The organism is Streptomyces bicolor, from assembly GCF_000719285.1.
GTDB classification, from domain to species: domain Bacteria; phylum Actinomycetota; class Actinomycetes; order Streptomycetales; family Streptomycetaceae; genus Streptomyces; species Streptomyces bicolor.
This window is the reverse complement of record NZ_JOFS01000046.1, coordinates 12,997-29,136: the sequence shown is the minus strand read 5'-3', so window position 1 is coordinate 29,136 and position 16,140 is coordinate 12,997. Positions and strand designations below refer to the sequence as shown.

At 71.1% G+C, this 16,140-nt stretch carries 15 protein-coding genes and 3 pseudogenes; 8 read left to right on the top strand and 10 right to left on the bottom strand.

The annotated features are described in order from the left end of the window. The first annotated feature begins 185 nt into the window (after positions 1 to 185). Entirely contained in the window at positions 186 to 527 is a 342-nt protein-coding gene (locus tag IF78_RS0138425; protein ID WP_158751630.1) for a hypothetical protein, read from the top strand. Between the two features lie 38 nt (positions 528 to 565). On the opposite strand, the gene IF78_RS0138420 is transcribed toward IF78_RS0138425, so the two are convergent. Then, positions 566 to 1,873, bottom strand: coding sequence for a glycosyltransferase (locus tag IF78_RS0138420; protein WP_031487174.1), 1,308 nt, complete (start codon positions 1,871 to 1,873; stop codon positions 566 to 568). 269 nt (positions 1,874 to 2,142) lie between these two features. On the opposite strand from IF78_RS0138420, the gene IF78_RS0138415 reads away from it, so the two are divergent. The 3 genes from IF78_RS0138415 (at position 2,143) to IF78_RS0138405 (ending at position 5,561) form a co-directional block, all read left to right on the top strand. After that, entirely contained in the window at positions 2,143 to 2,514 is a 372-nt protein-coding gene (locus tag IF78_RS0138415) for a hypothetical protein (RefSeq protein WP_031487173.1), read from the top strand. 152 nt (positions 2,515 to 2,666) lie between these two features. Next, positions 2,667 to 3,404 (top strand): class I SAM-dependent DNA methyltransferase, encoded by a 738-nt coding sequence (locus IF78_RS0138410; protein WP_031487172.1) that lies wholly within the window; start codon positions 2,667 to 2,669, stop codon positions 3,402 to 3,404. Positions 3,405 to 3,533: 129 nt separating this feature from the next. Then, positions 3,534 to 5,561 (top strand): hypothetical protein, encoded by a 2,028-nt coding sequence (locus tag IF78_RS0138405; protein WP_051828530.1) that lies wholly within the window; start codon positions 3,534 to 3,536, stop codon positions 5,559 to 5,561. Between the two features lie 9 nt (positions 5,562 to 5,570). On the opposite strand, the gene IF78_RS0138400 is transcribed toward IF78_RS0138405, so the two are convergent. The 9 genes from IF78_RS0138400 to IF78_RS51005 form a co-directional block, all read right to left on the bottom strand. Further along, the gene (locus tag IF78_RS0138400) at positions 5,571 to 6,356 is read right to left on the bottom strand and encodes a glutathione S-transferase C-terminal domain-containing protein (protein ID WP_078662749.1); all 786 of its coding nucleotides are present in this window, start codon (positions 6,354 to 6,356) and stop codon (positions 5,571 to 5,573) included. A gap of 117 nt (positions 6,357 to 6,473) precedes the next feature. Then, the gene (locus tag IF78_RS49025) at positions 6,474 to 6,629 is read right to left on the bottom strand and encodes a hypothetical protein (RefSeq protein WP_167348340.1); all 156 of its coding nucleotides are present in this window, start codon (positions 6,627 to 6,629) and stop codon (positions 6,474 to 6,476) included. 141 nt (positions 6,630 to 6,770) lie between these two features. Then, positions 6,771 to 7,229: an RrF2 family transcriptional regulator gene (locus tag IF78_RS0138390; protein ID WP_031487169.1), complete on the bottom strand. Its 459-nt coding sequence runs from the start codon at positions 7,227 to 7,229 to the stop codon at positions 6,771 to 6,773. A 50-nt stretch (positions 7,230 to 7,279) separates the two neighbouring features. Further along, positions 7,280 to 8,509 (bottom strand): acyl-CoA dehydrogenase family protein, encoded by a 1,230-nt coding sequence (locus IF78_RS0138385; RefSeq protein WP_031487168.1) that lies wholly within the window; start codon positions 8,507 to 8,509, stop codon positions 7,280 to 7,282. Between the two features lie 122 nt (positions 8,510 to 8,631). Further along, entirely contained in the window at positions 8,632 to 9,810 is a 1,179-nt protein-coding gene (locus IF78_RS0138380) for an LLM class flavin-dependent oxidoreductase (RefSeq protein ID WP_031487167.1), read from the bottom strand. Positions 9,811 to 9,835: 25 nt separating this feature from the next. After that, positions 9,836 to 11,032: an SfnB family sulfur acquisition oxidoreductase gene (locus IF78_RS0138375; RefSeq protein ID WP_031487166.1), complete on the bottom strand. Its 1,197-nt coding sequence runs from the start codon at positions 11,030 to 11,032 to the stop codon at positions 9,836 to 9,838. Continuing rightward, complete coding sequence (ssuE, locus tag IF78_RS0138370) at positions 11,029 to 11,586, bottom strand: NADPH-dependent FMN reductase (protein ID WP_031487165.1); 558 nt, start codon at positions 11,584 to 11,586, stop codon at positions 11,029 to 11,031. The genes IF78_RS0138375 and ssuE overlap by 4 nt, the downstream gene beginning before the upstream one ends. A 52-nt stretch (positions 11,587 to 11,638) precedes the next feature. Next, positions 11,639 to 12,766, bottom strand: coding sequence for a dimethylsulfone monooxygenase SfnG (sfnG, locus tag IF78_RS0138365; RefSeq protein ID WP_031487164.1), 1,128 nt, complete (start codon positions 12,764 to 12,766; stop codon positions 11,639 to 11,641). 188 nt (positions 12,767 to 12,954) lie between these two features. Next, complete coding sequence (locus IF78_RS51005) at positions 12,955 to 13,035, bottom strand: putative leader peptide (protein WP_369122764.1); 81 nt, start codon at positions 13,033 to 13,035, stop codon at positions 12,955 to 12,957. Between the two features lie 137 nt (positions 13,036 to 13,172). On the opposite strand from IF78_RS51005, the pseudogene IF78_RS44340 reads away from it, so the two are divergent. From IF78_RS44340 to IF78_RS50020, 4 genes and pseudogenes are all read left to right on the top strand, one after another. Continuing rightward, positions 13,173 to 14,079: pseudogene (locus tag IF78_RS44340) on the top strand (LysR family transcriptional regulator). A gap of 274 nt (positions 14,080 to 14,353) precedes the next feature. Beyond that, positions 14,354 to 15,194, top strand: a pseudogene (locus tag IF78_RS44335) (DUF1684 domain-containing protein). Positions 15,195 to 15,228: 34 nt separating this feature from the next. Further along, on the top strand, positions 15,229 to 15,726 hold the full coding sequence (locus IF78_RS0138350) for a P-loop nucleotide/nucleoside kinase family protein (protein ID WP_031487163.1): 498 nt from the start codon (positions 15,229 to 15,231) through the stop codon (positions 15,724 to 15,726). Between the two features lie 166 nt (positions 15,727 to 15,892). Next, positions 15,893 to 16,107 (top strand): annotated as a pseudogene (locus tag IF78_RS50020) (ABC transporter ATP-binding protein); the annotation flags it as partial. Positions 16,108 to 16,140 lie beyond the last annotated feature (33 nt).

Genomic DNA, 16,140 nt, shown 5'->3' with positions numbered 1-16,140 from the left:
CGAGTTCCCTCGGCGGATGCCTCTCGTTCCAGAGTGGCACCTCGCGGGGAACCAGGACAGTCGGTGCACGGTGCCGGTCCACCTCCGGGTCCTCACCCGCGCCCGACCACGCTCGGCCGACTTTGTGCCGCTAGTAAACAAAACTCCCGGGACCGGTCCCGGGCCAGCTCCTTACTTTCGGTGGTGTGGGGCGACATCTCCTTGTTCTCATCGGCGGTCTGGCGGTGGGGAGCGTGGCCGTCATCGGTTACCTCAAGCTGCTGCACTGGTCGGTCGAGTCGTACGCGGTCCGCGCCGCCGACTTCCTACTGGCGGTGGGCGGAGCGGGCATCCTGTTCGCCGCCGGGTTCGCCACGGCCCGCTTCGGCTTCGGGACGGCGGAGCGGCAGAGCCTGTTCGTGGGCCTGGCCGTTCCCTCGGCATACGGGGTCCTACGGCTCGCCTGGGTCGGTCTGGGGCTGCCCACGCCGTTCACCGACTACGACCGGTGGCGCGAGGAGGATCACCGCGACTACTGGAACCTCTAAGATTGATCGAGCCTCTGTCGATCCGGCGGTGAGGAGGGTCAGCCCCTCCCGCCTGTGCGCTGGTTGCGGCCACTTCGCTCGATGAGGTCCGCCGCGGTTCGCAGCCCGTCGCGGGCCCGGATCGTCGCGGAGACATCGTGCAGGGCGCGCCGCACAGCCGTGGCACCGAGCAACTCGGCGAGGGCGCCGTGGAGTTGGGCGTCGGTGAAGCGGTACGGGTCGAGCCGGACGCCGTAGCCCAGCTCGGCGACCCGCTGTGCGTTGTCGTACTGGTCCCAGAACAGCGGGAGCACGATCATGGGCTTGCCGAAGTGCAGGCACTCGGTGGTCGTGTTGTTGCCGCCGTGCGTGATGACGAGGTCGACCAGTGGGAGGATCCGGGTCTGCGGAAGGAACTCCGCGCCGCACATGGTGGGCGGGAGCTCGATCTCGTCGTGCAGCGGTCCCTTGGAGACGATGTAGCGGTGCGGGGTGCGGGCCAGCGAGGCGATGACCCGGCGCATGAGGTCGACGTCGGCGGAGCCGAGCGAGCCGAGGCTGAAATAGATCAGCGCGCTGCCGTCCGGGCGGTCGGCGATCTCCGCCGGCAGGGTGAACTCCTCGTCGGTCTCCCGGACCGAGGAGTCCAGCCGGTGCCAGGTCGGGCCCAAGGGGCGGGCGTCGGTGTAGTCGGCGATCTCCGGGTAGACGTACAGGTTCAGGTCGCCCTCGTGGATGAACTCCAGGTCGGGCAGCGGGCGTGCGCCCTGTTCCACGACCCAGGCGTTGAACGCGGCCCATACGTCGCGGTGCGTACGGTCGTACTCGGCGCGGAACCCGGCCCAGCCCGTGCGGTCGTCGGCCGGGTAGCCGGAGAAGGGTGGGGGGATGTGCTCGCCCTTCACCTCCAGCGGGTTGCAGGAGACGATCCGCACGAAGGGAACGCCCGCCGTGGTCAGCGCGGGGAAGCAGACGACGTTGTCCTCGACGATCACGTCCGGCCGGACCCGGTCGATGATCTCCCTGAGCTGGGGTTCGCAGTAGCGGGCGCCGGAGACCAGCTCCTCCCAGACCGGTCTGACCCAGGTCCCCAGCTGTTCGATGGTCGGCTTTCGGAACTCGGGGGCGGTGTCCCGTACGAAGTCCTTCCAGAACTGGCCCGCCTCCTGGGGGTGTTCGGGTGGAGGCGCGAGGTCGACCAGGTCCTCCTCGAAGCCGAGCTTGGTGAGCCGGCCCTTCCAGGACGCCTCGGCCGCGAACACGACACGGTGGCCGCGGCGGCGTAACACGTCCCCGATGCCAACGCAGTTGTTGGTCGGGCCGTAGGCGCTCTCCGGCGCGAAGAGGATGGTCAGAGGGCTGGGCAAGGCGTGCCTCCCGTCTTCTCGGTCGGTGGCGCACTCAGAGGCACACGGGAGCGGTGCCCAGGTTCTCAAGGTCGGGGGCCGGATCCGCTGCCCATGCGGCCATCGGTACGTGCCTGAACCTCGGTGCGCGTAACCGGGCATCAGTTCCGAAGTTTCACACTATTGACGTGTACCGGGCAAGGTGCACGGACTCACCGGGGGTGAGTGTCAGTGGCACGTCGTAGCGTCGTCAGCTCGGACGTGTTCATCAATCCCGAGGGAGCCCGCACATGATCACCGGATACCTCATCGGCGAGAGCCTGCGCCCCGGCGCCGCCTTCGAGCCGCGAGGCCTGCGACTGCGCAAGGTGAGCCGGGTCGACGCCTCGGCGACCGCGACCGCCGGGCAGCCGGCGCTGTGGACGTTCGTCGAGTGGGAGGCGGACGGCGACGACATCGCCGGGCTCGCGGAGGCGTTCGCGGCGGCGCTGGAGCCGGCGCTCGGCTGGTACGTCGACTTCGACGCCGGGGACGAACGCGTGGTCGTGTTCGCCGGGAAAGTGTTCCGTTACCTGCGCGGTGACGCGGCGGGGCGGGCGGAGGCGATCGCGTACGGGAGGTCGGCGGGCACGCCCGAACATCAGCTCGACTGGAAGGAGTGAGCCGACCGATTCCTTCGGTCACCGACGCCAGGTGCGGCGGACGCGGAGGGCACTCGCCCCGGACACCCGTTCACGATGGCGCCGGGCACCCCCGTCCGCCGCCCGCGGAAATTCGCGTGCCCCGGGACGGCGACCGGCAGTACGGTCCCCAAGTGATCGAAGACGACGGCTACTTCGGAGAGAAGATCGCTGCCGACTACGACAGGTCGGCAGCCGACATGTTCCGCCCCGGCGTGGTGGACCCGGCGGTCGACGTACTGGCCGAACTCGCGGGCAGCGGACCGGCCCTCGAACTCGGCATCGGCACCGGCCGCATCGCGCTGCCGCTGGCGGCCCGCGGTGTCCCGGTGCACGGCATCGACGTGTCCCGCGCCATGGTGGACCGGCTACGCACCAAGCCCGGCGGCGACGCCATCGACGTGACGATCGGGGACTTCGCGACGGCGCGTGTGGAGAAGACCTTCTCCCTCGCCTACCTGGTCTTCAACACGATCATGAACCTGACGACCCAGGACGCCCAAGTGGACTGCTTCCGCAACGTCGCCGCGCACCTGGCGCCGGGAGGCTGCTTCGTCGTCGAGGTCATGGTCCCCGAGCTGCGGAAACTCCCGGCCGGGCAGAACGCCGTGCCGTTCCACATCAGCGAGTCGCGGTGGGCGTTCGACGCATACGACGTCGCCACGCAGGCGATGAGCTCCAACTACGTCACCATCACCGACGGCCGCGCGGAACACTGGTCCATCCCGTTCCGGTACGTCTGGCCGGCCGAGCTGGACCTGATGGCGCGGCTCGCCGGGCTCCGGCTGCGCGACCGGTGGGAGGACTGGACGCGCGAGCCGTTCACGAGCGAGAGCGGCAAGCATGTGTCGGTGTGGGAGAAGCCCCGGTGAGCCGGGGTCCCACAACACGGCACCTCACGCATGGGGATTGACGGGCTCGGCGACGGGAGCCACGCTGTTCAGCGCGCCGTGTAGCAACCGGTTGCTACGGCGCTGACATGGCTGAAGGAGACCACTGCCTTGCCGTCTGTTGATGCTCAGCTTCCCGGCGTCCTGGCCTTCGGCTCCGGGCACGCGACGCTCGACCCCCTGACGGGCGCGCCTGTGCGGTTCGTCGACGAGCGAGACCCGGCCCGGCGTTTTCTGCTCGACACCGACATCACCGAGTGGCACTCGCTGGAACACCAGTGGGGCTCGGGGCACCTGATCACCGACCGGGGCGGCGCCCGCTGGCACACGCCCACCGAACTGCGTGTCGTGGACGGCGCCGTGGAGGCGGTGCACACACCTCTCCCGGGGGTCAGGGTCGAGGTGCGGCGCTGCGTGGCCGGAGACGTGCTGCGCGAGCGGTACACAGTCGTGAACACGGCACGGGAGCAGCTCACGATCACGGGGCTCGGCGTCCAGACCCCCTTCGCCGACCTGTACACCACGGCCGAGGAGTCCCTGGCGCAGGCGGTGCACGCGCACCTGTTCACCGGGGGGACATGGGCCTGGGCGCTGGCGCAGCCGATGTCGGGGGACGGGCGGTGCCTTGGCCTGGTCGTGCGGGAGGGGGCCGTGCGCGGCTACGCGGTCGAGTCGCGCAACCAGGTGTCGAACTCGCATGTGCGCGGCCACCTGGTCCTGCTGGTCACCGATCAGGCGCACAACCCGGAGGCGTTCGGTGGCCAGCCGGTGCTTCAGGTGGCGGCCGGGGAGTCGACGGCCGTGGAGTGGGTGCTGGGGTGGTACGCGTCGGCCGAGGAGTTCACCGCCGCGACCAGGCCGCCGGCCGTGTTCTCCGCCTACGCCGCCGAGGTCGGGGAGTCCATCGTCGTCGAGGCGTCCTCGGTGTCCGGTCCGGACTCCGGTGTGAAGGTGGAGCGGGAGACGGACGGCCGCTTCCGGGTACGCGCCTCCCGGCACGGCAGTTACCTGCTGGACGTGGGGGACGGAGCGCGCACCGAGGTGCTGTTCCATCTGCCGCTGGAGGAGATGGTCCGGCGCCGCGTGGCGTACATCGTCCGGCATCAGCGGGCCCTGGAGCGGCCCGGTCCGCTCGCCCACGCCTTCGTGCCGGTGGACACGCGCACCGGCCTGACCCGGTCCACGAACGGCTGGTCGGACTGGACGGACGGCTCGGAGCGAATCGCCATGCCGCTGCTGCTCCAGGCCGCCGCGGCCCGCGGCTGGGCGGACCCCGACGAGATCGACCCGCTGCTGGAGGGCTGGTCGCGGTTCGCCCGCCGCCACCTGCTCGACGACACCGCCGCCCCGCGCCGCGGCTCCCAGACCTGGCACACCGGGCCCCGGTTGTACGACTCGCCGTGGCTGGCCCGGTTCTTCCACGACCGCCACCTCGTCCACGGCAGGGACGACGACCTCGACCTCGCCGCCCGCGTCCTCGAACGCAACCTCGAACTCGGCGGCACCGCCCATCTGTCCATCCTGCTCTCTCCGGCGGCGCTCCCGGTCTGCGACAGCCTCGACGCCTGGGGACAGCCCGGACGGGCGGCCGCCCTGCGCGACCAACTGGTCGACAGCGCACGGCGGTTCGTGCGGCTGGGCAGGCGACTGCCCGCCCACGAGGTCAACTACGAGCAGTCCATCGTGGCGCCGCTCCTCGACCTCCTCTGCGACGCCCACACCCTCACCGGGGACCCCGTCTTCCTCGACGCCGTCACCCAACGCCTGCCCTGGCTGCTGGCCTTCGGCGGGCCGCAGCCCCACGCCCGGCTGCACGGCATCGCCATCCGCCACTGGGACGGCTACTGGTTCGGCACCGACCGGATGTGGGGCGACGTCTTCCCGCACTACTGGAGCGTCCTGACCGCCACCACCCTCCTGCGTCTGCCGGCCGCTCTGCGCACCGCCGACACCGAGCGGCTCGCCGAGGCGATCCTGCGCGCCAACATGGCCAACTACCGCGAGGACGGCTCCGCGACCTGCGCCTTCGTCATGCCCTCGACGGTCGACGGCAGGGCGGCACACCGCGCCGACCCCCTCGCCAACGACCAGGACTGGCACCTGTGTCTGTGGATGCGGACGCAGGAGCGGGCCGCGTAGGCGGGGCGGTCAGAGCATCCAGTACCGGCAGGCGATGCTGTCCGGGGCGAGGTGGGAACCGAAAGCCGGGTGGGCCGCGAGCCGGCGGGCGTACGCCCACAGGTACGGGTGGTCGGTGACGCGGTGCACCACGGCGGGGTCCAGGTGCAGGCGATGGACGGTGTCCAGTTGCACCAGCGTCACCCACAACTCGACGTCCGCGAGGGTGAGTTCGGCACCCAGCACATACGGCTGGGAGAAGAGCCGCCGCTCCAGCGTGTCCAGTGCGCGCAGCAGGGTGGCGAGCGCGGTGTCGCGCACCGTCCCCCCGCCGTCCGGCTGCGCGGATGCGAGGATGTCCTGCTCGCAGAGGCGGCCGATGCTCTCGACGGCCTCCTCGGCGCCGCGCGGGAAGAGGTCGAGGCCACCGCCGCCGAACCGCCGGGCCAGGTCCCGCAGGATGTCGGGAGCATGCGTGCTCACGATGGTGCCGGTCCAGGCGTCGCTGAGCACCGGCGCCACGGCCGGTCCCGGATGCTGGTGCGAACTGGCCTCGTACAGCGGACGCAGCTCCTCGTGCCCACCGTCGGGGGCGTCGGGCACGGCGGGGAGCAGGGTCACCGGGAGGGTGTCGTCGAGGCCGAGCAGGCTGTGGGTGACGGCGATGCTCAGACAGCGCGGACTCGACGAGGCCAGGTGGAGCCGGTAGCGGCGGGGGGCGGCGTAGTAACCGCTGCGCGCGTCACCGCCGATCCTGCTCCGGAAGGACGGCACGGCGGTCGGGGACGGGGCGGACGTCGGGGATGGGGCGGACATACGTCTCCCTGGGTGCTCGGTCACGGGCATACGACGGCGATGGCGCGCGGCGGCTTCGGCGCGGCCGGGATGCGGTGCGCGAGGTGAGGTTCGCGGCCGGGACGCGATACGTGAGGTTCAGGGGCGGGCGGTCGCGACACCCGCGCCGTGCGGGGAACTTGCCGCACTGCACACACGCTCGAGGTCGATGTGGCGGCGGGAGGTCAGCAGGGGCAGCGGCCGGACGGCGACACGGACCGTGTCACTGCCGGGGTCCGGCGCGGTGCGACCCATGCTTCCCTACCAATTCACTAGGATTCCCGTACTGGAGTGTCGGCCCGGATCCGAGCCGCGTCAAGAGGGCCGCCGAACGGTGAGACGCCGGTCGGTGAATCCGTCGGGTGAATCCGTCCGGCGAAGCGGTCGAGGAGCCGGTCAGGGGTTGGTCCAGGCCTCGGGGTCGTCCGCGAGGCTCAGTACGTCGTCGGGCAGCTTGGCCGCGGCCACATGGGCCAGGGTGACCTCGCCGAGGATCTTGCGGACGTTGGCGCGTACGGCGATCCACAGCGGCAGCAGGGACTCCGCGGGGCCGGTGTAAGAGAGGTCGGGCGGGCGTACGCCGCGCACCGAGACCAGGGGGCCGTCCGCCACGCGGATCACGTCCGCGATGGGAATCGAGTCCGCCGGGCGGGCGAGCCGGTAGCCGCCTTTGCCGCCGCGCTGGCTGACGACGAGGCCGCCCCGGCGCAGGTCGCCGAGGATGCCCTCGAGGAACTTGTGCGGGATGCCCTGCGCCTCGGCGATCGCCTCGGCCTTGAGCGACGTGTCGTCCCCTGCCGCGGCCAGCTCCAGTGCCGCCCGCACCGCATAGTCCGCCCTCGCCGAGATCCGCATAGCGAGATTATCCATCACTGTCGCGCCGGCACTCCCCGCCGGGCCCGTGGTCACGCGGGCAGGCTGAACGGGGGATGCGCGCCGTTGAGGAAGTAGTCCCCGACCTCGCGCAGCCGGTGGGCGACCGGCTCGCGCAGGGTGTGGCTACGGATGTCGCGCCAGAAGCGGTCCAGGCCGTGCCGGGCGAAGGCGCCGGGCGCGCCTACGGCGTCCAGGGCACGGGTGGCGATCTCCTGCGCGGCCCGGGCGGCGGCGGCCTCGGCCGCGCCGGCCAGCACGGCCGTCTCCGCGCACTCCTCGTCGTCGAGGTCGTCGCCCCGCGCGAGCCCGTGCGTCAGGGCGTCGACCGCCTGGTCGGCGAGGGCGGCTGCGGCCCGTGCGGCGACGGCCAGTTCGCCGTACGCGGTCAGCACGTACGGGTCCTGGGGCGGGCCGCCCGGCCAGGGCTGGGGCGAGAAGGGCTGCCACGGGCTGCGCACCGCCCGTCCGTGTTCGCGGACTTCACCCAGCAGGCCCTCGGCGACGCCGAGACAGAACTGGGCGGAGACCAGCCGTGCGGTCGGCGCGGCGAGCCCCGCGAAGGGCGACAGGGCTCCCTCGTCCGGGGAGAGGGAGCCGAGTACGTCGTCGGCGGCGACCGGCACGGAGTCGAACCCCACGCTGCCGGCCGCCGCCAGCCGCTGGCCGAACGTTTCGCCGCCGCTGCCGCTCACCAGGCCCGGGTGGGCAGGGTCGACGAGGACGGCGAGGGGCTCACCGGTGCCGGGAACGGTGGCACGGACCACCAGCCGGTCGGCGACCCCGACTCCGGTGCCGTACCGCTGGTGGCCGTCCAGCAGATAGCCACCCGCCGTCGGGGTCAGCATGAGCGGCGGTTCGTGCGAGGCGATACCGCCGCCCCAGCACCACTGCCCCGCCGCGAACGCCCGCTCGACCCGCGCGGCACCGTCGGGGCCGGCGAAGAACCGGGCGCAGTAGGACAGGAAGTAGTGACTGCCCAGCAGATGGCCCACCGCGCCGTCGGCCGCGGCGACGATCCGGACGACCGTGTAGGCGGTGCGCCAGTCCGCTCCCCCGCCGCCGAGTGCGGTCGGCACGAGCAGTGTCAGGAGCCCCGACTCACGCAGCCGGGCGACCTCGTCGAGCGGAGGCTTGCCGGCCTGCTCGCGTTCCACCGCGTCCGTGGCCAGGTCGTCGGCGAGTTCGCGGGCTGTGTGCAGCCAGTCGGGTCGCCCGGTCACCGCTACGACCGTCTTGGCGGCCGGTGGTGCAGTCGTCATGGCGGACTTCCTTCAAGGCAGAGGACGACACGGCCCCGGTCTGTCCGGCCGACCCGGTCAGCGTCATCCTCACTCGCTCCACCGACGAGGGTCAACACTTCCCTAGTAATTCGATAGGAAATCTAGGGAATACGCGTCACGGTGGCCGATTCCCGCTCCACGAAGGGCACCTGAGCACCGGTCCGTTCCGCCGTCGCGTCGCGGAACGGATGCTTCCACAGCCCCTGCGCCGCCAGCCGCGGCAGCACGCCCTCGCCGAACCAGTACGCCTCCTCCAGGTGCGGGTAGCCGGAGAGCACGAACTCGTCGATGCCCAGCCGGTGGTACTCGGCGATGCGCTCGGCGACCTCGTCGTGGCTGCCGACCAGCGCCGTGCCCGCGCCACCCCGCACCAGCCCGATGCCGGCCCACAGGTTCGGGTAGATCTCCAGGCCGTCGGAGCCGCCGCCGTGCAGCGCGAGCATCCGCTGCTGCCCCTCGGACTCGCTGCGGGCGAGTCCGGCCTGCACGGCCCGTACCGTCTCCGCGTCGAAGCCCTCCAGCAGCCGCCGTGCCTCCGCCCACGCCTGCTCGCCGGTGTCCCGGGTGATGACGTGCAGCCGGATGCCGAAGCGGACGCTGCGGCCCTCCTTCTCGGCCAGCGCCCGGATCCAGGCGATCTTCTCGGCCACGGCGGCCGGCGGCTCACCCCAGGTGAGGTAGACGTCGACGTGCCGCGCGGCGATCTCCCCCGCGATGGGCGACGAACCGCCGAAGTACACCTCCGGGACCGGGTCGGGCACCCGGGCCAGCTTCGCGTCCTCGACCTGGAGGTGCTCGCCGACGAGGTCGACGGCCTTGCCCTCCCACAACCCCCGGACGATCTGCAGGAATTCACCGGTACGGCGGTAACGGTCGTCCTTGTCGAGGAAGTCGCCGTAGGCACGCTGCTCGCGGCTCTCCCCGCCCGTCACCACGTTCAGCAGCAGCCGTCCGCCGGTCTGCCGCTGGAAGGTGGACGCCATCTGCGCGGCGAGCGTCGGCGAGACGGAGCCGGGCCGGAAAGCGACCAGGAACTTCAGCCGCTCGGTGTGCTGGCTGACCATGGCTGTGGTCAGCCAGGCGTCCTCGCACCAGGCGCCGGTGGGCGTCAGCGCGCCCACGAAGCCCAGGTCCTCGGCGGCGCGGGCGATCTGGCCGAGGTAGGCGACCGTCGGCGGCCGGTCACGGCCGGACGCCGTGGCGGGAGTGCCGTGGCCGCCGCCGACGACATTGCGGCTGTCGCCGTTGGTGGGCAGGAACCAGTGGAAGGTGAGGGACACGTTGAGGCTCCGTTCAGGTCGTTCGTCAGAGAAGGCCGCGCCGGGGCGGCTTGATTCCGTTGAGGAGGTAGCGGCCGATGTGCTGGACCTTCCAGCGGGCCGGGTCGTGCAGGGTGTGGGTACGGGCGTCACGCCAATGGCGGTGCAGGCCCAGGGAGTCGAGCGCCGAGCGCGTGCCGGAGACCTCGAAGAGGGCGCTGCCGACCTCCAGAGCCGCCTCCGCTGCCGTCACCTTGGCGGCAGCCACCGCGATCGACGCCTCGGCGGCCGAGGCTTCGGTGAGGTCGGCACGGGCGGCGTCCACGGACCTCGCGGCCGAGGCGAGCAACGCGTCAGCGGCCCGTACCCGGATCGTCAGTTCACCGAACCGCTGGATCAGCAGGGGGTCCTCGGCGGCCGTGGCGTGGCCTTCGTCGACGCTCTCGAACCAGGGACGGCTCTTCGTGCGGACGAACTCCACGGCCTCGGCCAGTGCCCCGGCGGCGATCCCCGCGTCGATGGCGGCGTGCAGCAACTGGGCGATAGCACCGTGGACTTGGGGCCCCCGGAAGGTGAGGTGGTGCGGCACCACCCGGTCGGCGGGCACGGGCACCGAGTCCAGGCGGACCGTTCCGCTGGCGGTGGTGCGCTGCCCCATGCCGTCCCAGTCGTCCACGACCGTGAGGCCGGGCGCGTCGCGCGGTACGTACGCCACGTGCAGGTTGTCGTCGTCGGCGCGGGCGAGGACGGGAATCCAGTCGGCGAACAGGGCGCCGGTGGAGTAGTGCTTGACGCCGTCGAGGACGTATGCCCCGTCGGGGCGCCGTGCGAGCCGTGTACGGATGTCCTGCACATGGCTGGTGCCCGCCTCGGACTGGGCGTTGCCGAACCGCTTCCCGGCCAGTACCTCGCCGAGGAAGAACTCCTGCTGCGCCTGTGTCCCCTGCCGGCGGAGCACATTGACGTACACGAAGTGGCTCTGCGGTATCTGGGCGAGGCTGGCGTCGGCGGAGGCCAGCAGCCGGAAGATCTCCGCGAGTGTCTCCGTACGGACGTCCGCGCCACCGAACTGGGCGGGCACCGTCACCCCGAGCAGCCCGGACGCGGACAGCCGCTCCAGTTCCGCATGCGGCAGCCGCCGCCGGGCGTCCCGCTCGGCGGCGCCCTTGCGGAAGTCCGCGGCCAGTTCGGCGGCGACGGCGAGGGCCTCGGCGTCGTCGGCGAGCACGGTCACGGCGCTCATCCGGTAGCCGCCAGCAGGGCCGGGCGGCCACCGAGTGCGAGCGAGAACTGGTCAGTGACCTGGGCCAGGGCCTCGGCGGTACCCGGTGCGACGGTCAGCGCGCCGTCGTCGCCCACCGTGATGTCCTTGTCGAGAGTGAACCAGCCGGGCGTGATGTGGGCGGGGCCCATGGAGTTGAGCACGGGGCGCAGGGCGTAGTCGATGGCCAGCACGTGGGCGTTGGTGCCGCCGGTGGCCAGCGGGAGGACGGTCTTGCCCGCCAGGGCGTACTGCGGCAGGAGGTCCAGCAGCGACTTCAGCAGCCCCGAATAGGCGGCCTTGTAGACGGGGGTGCCGATCACGATCCCGTCCGCGCGCCGGAACAGGGCGGTGGCCTCGACGATCGCCGGGTGACCGAAGTCGGCGTGCAGCAGTGCCTCGGCCGGGAGTGTGCGGACTTCGAAGGGGATGACGTCGTGCCCCTGGGCCCTGAGCCGGTCGTCCAGGTGGCGCAGCAGCCGGGCGGTGCGGGAGGTCGCGGAGGGGCTTCCGGAGACGGACAGGATGGTGGCCATGCGAGGACCTTTCAGGAGTGCCGGGTGAACTGCGGCGGTTCGCCGGTGGCGGTCAGGGGTGGGCGACGGCAGGCTCGGACTCGCTTTCGCGGGCCTCCAGTTCGCGGACGAGGGGCAGCACCCGCTTGCCGAAGTACTCGACCTCCTCCAGGTAGTGCAGGAAGCCGAGGAGGAAGAGGTCGACGCCGAGGCGCTTGTAGGCGACGATCCGCTCGGCGATCTGCTCGGGCGTGCCGATCAGGCCCGTACGGAAGCCGTCGTTGTACTGGACGAGGTCCTCGAAGGTGGAGTCCTGCCACATGCCCTTGCCGTCCGCGGTGGACCGCCCGGCCTGCTGGACGGCGTCCCGGAACCCGTGCACGGCCTGTGTGTCGGCCTTGGCGACGATCTCGCGGAGCGTGTCGCGGGCCTCGGCCTCGGTGTCGCGGGCGATGAGGAAGCCGTTGAGGCCGAACTTCGGTGGCTTACGGCCTGCTTGCACGGCGGAGGCGCGTACGTCGGCGATCTGCTCGGTGACCCCGTCGAAGTCCTTGCCGTTGGAGAAGTACCAGTCGGAGACCCGGCCCGCCATGGCGCGAGCTGCGGTGGAGTTGCCGCCCTGGAAGATCTCCGGGTGGGGGCGCTCCGGGGTGTTCAGCGGCCTGGGCTTGAGGGAGAAGTCACGCAACCGGTAGAAGTCACCGGCGAGTTCGGCGTGGTCCTCGGTCCAGATCTGGCGCAGGGCGCGGATGAACTCCTCGGAGCGGCGGTAGCGTTCGTCGTGCTCCAGCCAGGGCTCGCCGAGGGCGGTGAACTCGCCCTTGAACCAGCCGCTGACGACGTTGACGGCGAAGCGACCGTTCGACAGGTGGTCCGCGGTGGCGCCGAGCTTGGCGAGGACACCCGGATGCCACAGGCCGGGGTGGACGGCGGCGATGACCTTCAGACGCTGGGTGGCGAGCAGCAGGGCGAGGCTGAAGCTGGTCGACTCGTGCTGGTACTCGGCGCCGCAACTGGCCATGTAGCGGACCTGGCTCAGGGCATAGTCGAAGCCGTTGTTCTCGGCCAGCACGGCGAGTTCGCGGTTGTAGTCGTAGCCCCAGTCGGTGCGCTGCTCGATGGTGCTGGTGACCAGGCCGCCGCTGACGTTCGGCACCCAGTAGGCGAAGCGGACGGGGTCGGGGCCGGGCGGTACGGGCATGGGGAACTCCTGGCGGAATGCGCATGCGAAAAGGAGCGTGCGGTGACAGGGAAACGTGTTCAGTGATCGGGATTCAGGCGTGCTGGGACGCCGTTCCCGGGACGGCCGAAGTCACCACGGAAAACGGCCGGCAGCGGAATTCAGGAAGGGAGTATCGGCGCGGGTTCGAGGGTTTCCCTCGGGTGCGCTCAGACCCGATGGCGACAGCAGGAGCTGGAGACACGCGCGAGGTCGACGTGGCGTCGCCGCGTGAGGTCCTGTCGCTTCATGTCATCGATCAAAGCAGTGGGGGTCCGGACGGTCAAGAATGCCCGGATGTCATTCCACATGCTGAGAGTCGGTATTCACGAGGTTGTGACAGGGATTCCCTTGAACGCGGCGCGCGGCGAACGGCAGTCTCCTGGTCGTGCGTATCGAGCAGCTTGAATACATCGCCGCCGTCACGCGGTCGGGGTCGTTGCGGCGTGCCGCGGAGGAACTGCACCTGTCCCAGCCCGCGCTCAGCGAGACCGTGCGCAATCTGGAGCGCGAACTGGGCGTGGACCTGCTGGAGCGAAAGCGTTCCGGGGCGAAGATCAGCGACGAGGGCCGGGAGCTGCTGCCGCACATCATGAGCGTGCTGGACGCGGTCGACCGGCTGCGTGGTGCGGCCGGCGACCAGCACCGCATCAGCCGAATGGTCCGTCTCGGCACCGTCAACACGGCCACCGTCCCGCTGGTCATACCGACGGTGTGGCAGTTCCGGTCCTCGCACCCCGTCACCCAGGTCGAGTTGGTCGGCGCACAGCAGGCCGAGATCCATCGCAAGCTGCTGGAGGGCGCGTTCGATCTGGGGCTGGTGAACTATCTCGAGGGCGACGATCTGCCGCCCGGTTTCGAGACCACCGAGCTGCTGCGCGGCCGGCCGGTGGTGTGTGCGCCCGGACAGCCCGCTGGCGGCCCTGGACACGGTGGACGTGGACAGCCTCCTGGCCGAGCCGCTGGTCGTGATGCGGTCCGGCTACGTCATGCACCGCTTCGTCCACCGTCTGCTGGGCGGCCGTACGCCGTCCTTCTCGTACTCCACCGACGGCGCCGAGATGGGCAAGCTGATGGTCGCCGAGGGACTGGGAGCCACGGTGCTGCCGGACTTCAGTGTCATCGGCGATCCCCTGGAACGGCGGGGCACGATCACCGTACGGCCACTCGCGGGCGACGCGACCGACGTACTGCTGGTCATGCAGCGCCGCAACTCCGGCTCCGTGCCCCGGGCGGTACGCGATCTGCACGAGCTGTTCGTGCGCAACGCCCGTGCGTACCGCGCCCCTTCGTGAATCGAACGGCTGAGCTGGTGCGCGTATGCCCCTGTGTGGTTACCTGGCTACATGACCGTGCTCGTGACTCGCCGCCACGTCGACTACGTGCGTGTCACCACCACGGGTTGTTCCGCCGTGAGTTGACTCCGTCCTCCGGCGTCCGACCAGCCTTTTCCCACCGTGTCCCGCTGACCGCTGCCGGAGGCGGCCCGCTGGGCTCCCTCCGCCCCGGAGCGGCTGCCTTCCCCTCTCTCCCCTCCGACCATCAGCGCCGTATTCCGCGGGAGTACACATGACCGTCCAGGACTCCGCCACCGACATCCGCACCTTCGCCACGGAATGGCAGGCGTGGCACCGGCGGAAGGATTCCGCCCTCGCCCATGAACACGGATTCCTCGCCGTCACCGGCCTGCACTGGCTGGCCACCGACCCCCAGCGCTTCCCCGACGCGCCCGGCACCTGGTCGACGGGCGACGACGGCGTCACCGTCGTGCTCGGCGAGGGGGAGGAACTCGTCGTCGACGGCACCGTGGTACGCGGACGCCACGCTTTCGGCGTCATCCCGGAACGCGGCGGCGTCAACGCCGTCTGGGGGGGACGCGGTGATCGAGATCGCCAAGCGCGGCGGCCAGGACCTGATCCGGCCGCGGCACCCGGAGCATCCGCTGCGCACCGCGTTCACCGGGACACCCGCGTACGCGCCGGACCCACGCTGGGCGGTCACCGGCACGTACACCGCGTTCCCGGAGCCGCGGCCGACCACCGTGGGCGCCACCGTCGAGGGGCTGCAGCACGTCTACGACGCCCCCGGCCGGATCCGCTTCCAACTCGAAGGCCGCACAATGGGCTTGACCGCGTTCAACGGGCACACACCGGGCAACCTCATGGTGCTGTTCACCGATGCGACCTCAGGCGTGACCACGTATCCGGCCAACCGCGCCCTGCACATAGACGCACCCGGACCCGACGGCACCGTGGTGCTGGACTTCAACCGCGCCACCAACCCGCCGTGCGCCTACACCGACTTCGCGACCTGCCCACTGCCGCCCGCCGAGAACCGGCTCCCGGTCGCGATCGAGGCCGGTGAGAAGATCCCCCACGAGCGGATTCTGACGCGCTCGTATGAACACTGAGCCATCGCCCGGTCGCAGGCGGCAGGACGACACCCTGCTCGTCGTGATCGGCGGCCTGCCCGCCACCGGAAAGACCACGCTCGCCCGCCTGCTGGCTGCGGAGATCGGCGCGGTTCACGTGCGCGTGGACACCATCGAGCAGGCTCTGGTCCGCTCCGGCCTGGCCCGGCACCCGGTCGGTCCGGCGGGCTACGTCGTCGGGTACGCCCTGGCCGAGGAGCATCTGCGGCAGGGCCTGAGCGTGATCGCGGAGTCGGTGAACCCGCTGGCGGTGACGCGGGACGCCTGGCGTGGTGCTGCCGCCCGGGCGGGTGTCCCCTCCGTCGAGGTGGAGGTCGTCTGCTCCGATCCGGTCGAGCACCGGCGGCGCGTGACGTCGCGGTCGGTCGACGTCCCGGACCTGCCGCTGCCCGACTGGCAGCACATCCTCGACCGGGAGTACGAGCCGTGGGACCGGAACCATGTCGTCGTCGACACCGCGGGACAGGATCCGGAGGCGTCGTCGGCCCTGCTGCTGGGGGCTGTGCTGTAGGTGAACTGCTGCGGCTGCTGTAGAAATAGGCCATGATTCCCGAGCCCTTGGTGCGACGCCTGGTCATCGACCTGTGCCGGCGCCCGGGCTCGTGTAGTTGCTGACCCGGCCTTTCTGACGCGCCCCGCCATCCGTCCTCGCAGGGTGCCTGTCCATTCCGTTCAGCATCATTCTCGACGAGCCGTTCGCGGTGCTGGACGCGCTGGCCCGGGAGCGGCTGCAAGAGGACGTCCGTCGGGTGACCGAGCGGACCGGCCGGACGGCGGTGTTCGTGACGCACTCGGCGGCGACGTCGACGCCGAGGAGCTGCGCAGCTTCCGTGAGTTCGCCGAGCTGCGCGCGCAGGTCTCCCACGCCGTCAAGGCCGCCGCGGCACCCTGACCCCCGTACTGGGAAAGGGGCGCACCCCGGCGA

What these genes read in the sequence shown, in the direction of transcription:
- IF78_RS0138400 (WP_078662749.1), bottom strand. Translation starts at nt 6,356, where the DNA reads ATGTCCGCCCCATCCCCGACGTCCGCCCCGTCCCCGACCGCCGTGCCG.
- IF78_RS0138415 (WP_031487173.1), top strand. Translation starts at nt 2,143, where the DNA reads ATGATCACCGGATACCTCATCGGCGAGAGCCTGCGCCCCGGCGCCGCC.
- IF78_RS49025 (WP_167348340.1), bottom strand. Translation starts at nt 6,629, where the DNA reads ATGGGTCGCACCGCGCCGGACCCCGGCAGTGACACGGTCCGTGTCGCC.
- IF78_RS0138375 (WP_031487166.1), bottom strand. Translation starts at nt 11,032, where the DNA reads ATGAGCGCCGTGACCGTGCTCGCCGACGACGCCGAGGCCCTCGCCGTC.
- ssuE (WP_031487165.1), bottom strand. Translation starts at nt 11,586, where the DNA reads ATGGCCACCATCCTGTCCGTCTCCGGAAGCCCCTCCGCGACCTCCCGC.
- IF78_RS0138385 (WP_031487168.1), bottom strand. Translation starts at nt 8,509, where the DNA reads ATGACGACTGCACCACCGGCCGCCAAGACGGTCGTAGCGGTGACCGGG.
- IF78_RS51005 (WP_369122764.1), bottom strand. Translation starts at nt 13,035, where the DNA reads ATGAAGCGACAGGACCTCACGCGGCGACGCCACGTCGACCTCGCGCGT.
- sfnG (WP_031487164.1), bottom strand. Translation starts at nt 12,766, where the DNA reads ATGCCCGTACCGCCCGGCCCCGACCCCGTCCGCTTCGCCTACTGGGTG.
- IF78_RS0138390 (WP_031487169.1), bottom strand. Translation starts at nt 7,229, where the DNA reads ATGCGGATCTCGGCGAGGGCGGACTATGCGGTGCGGGCGGCACTGGAG.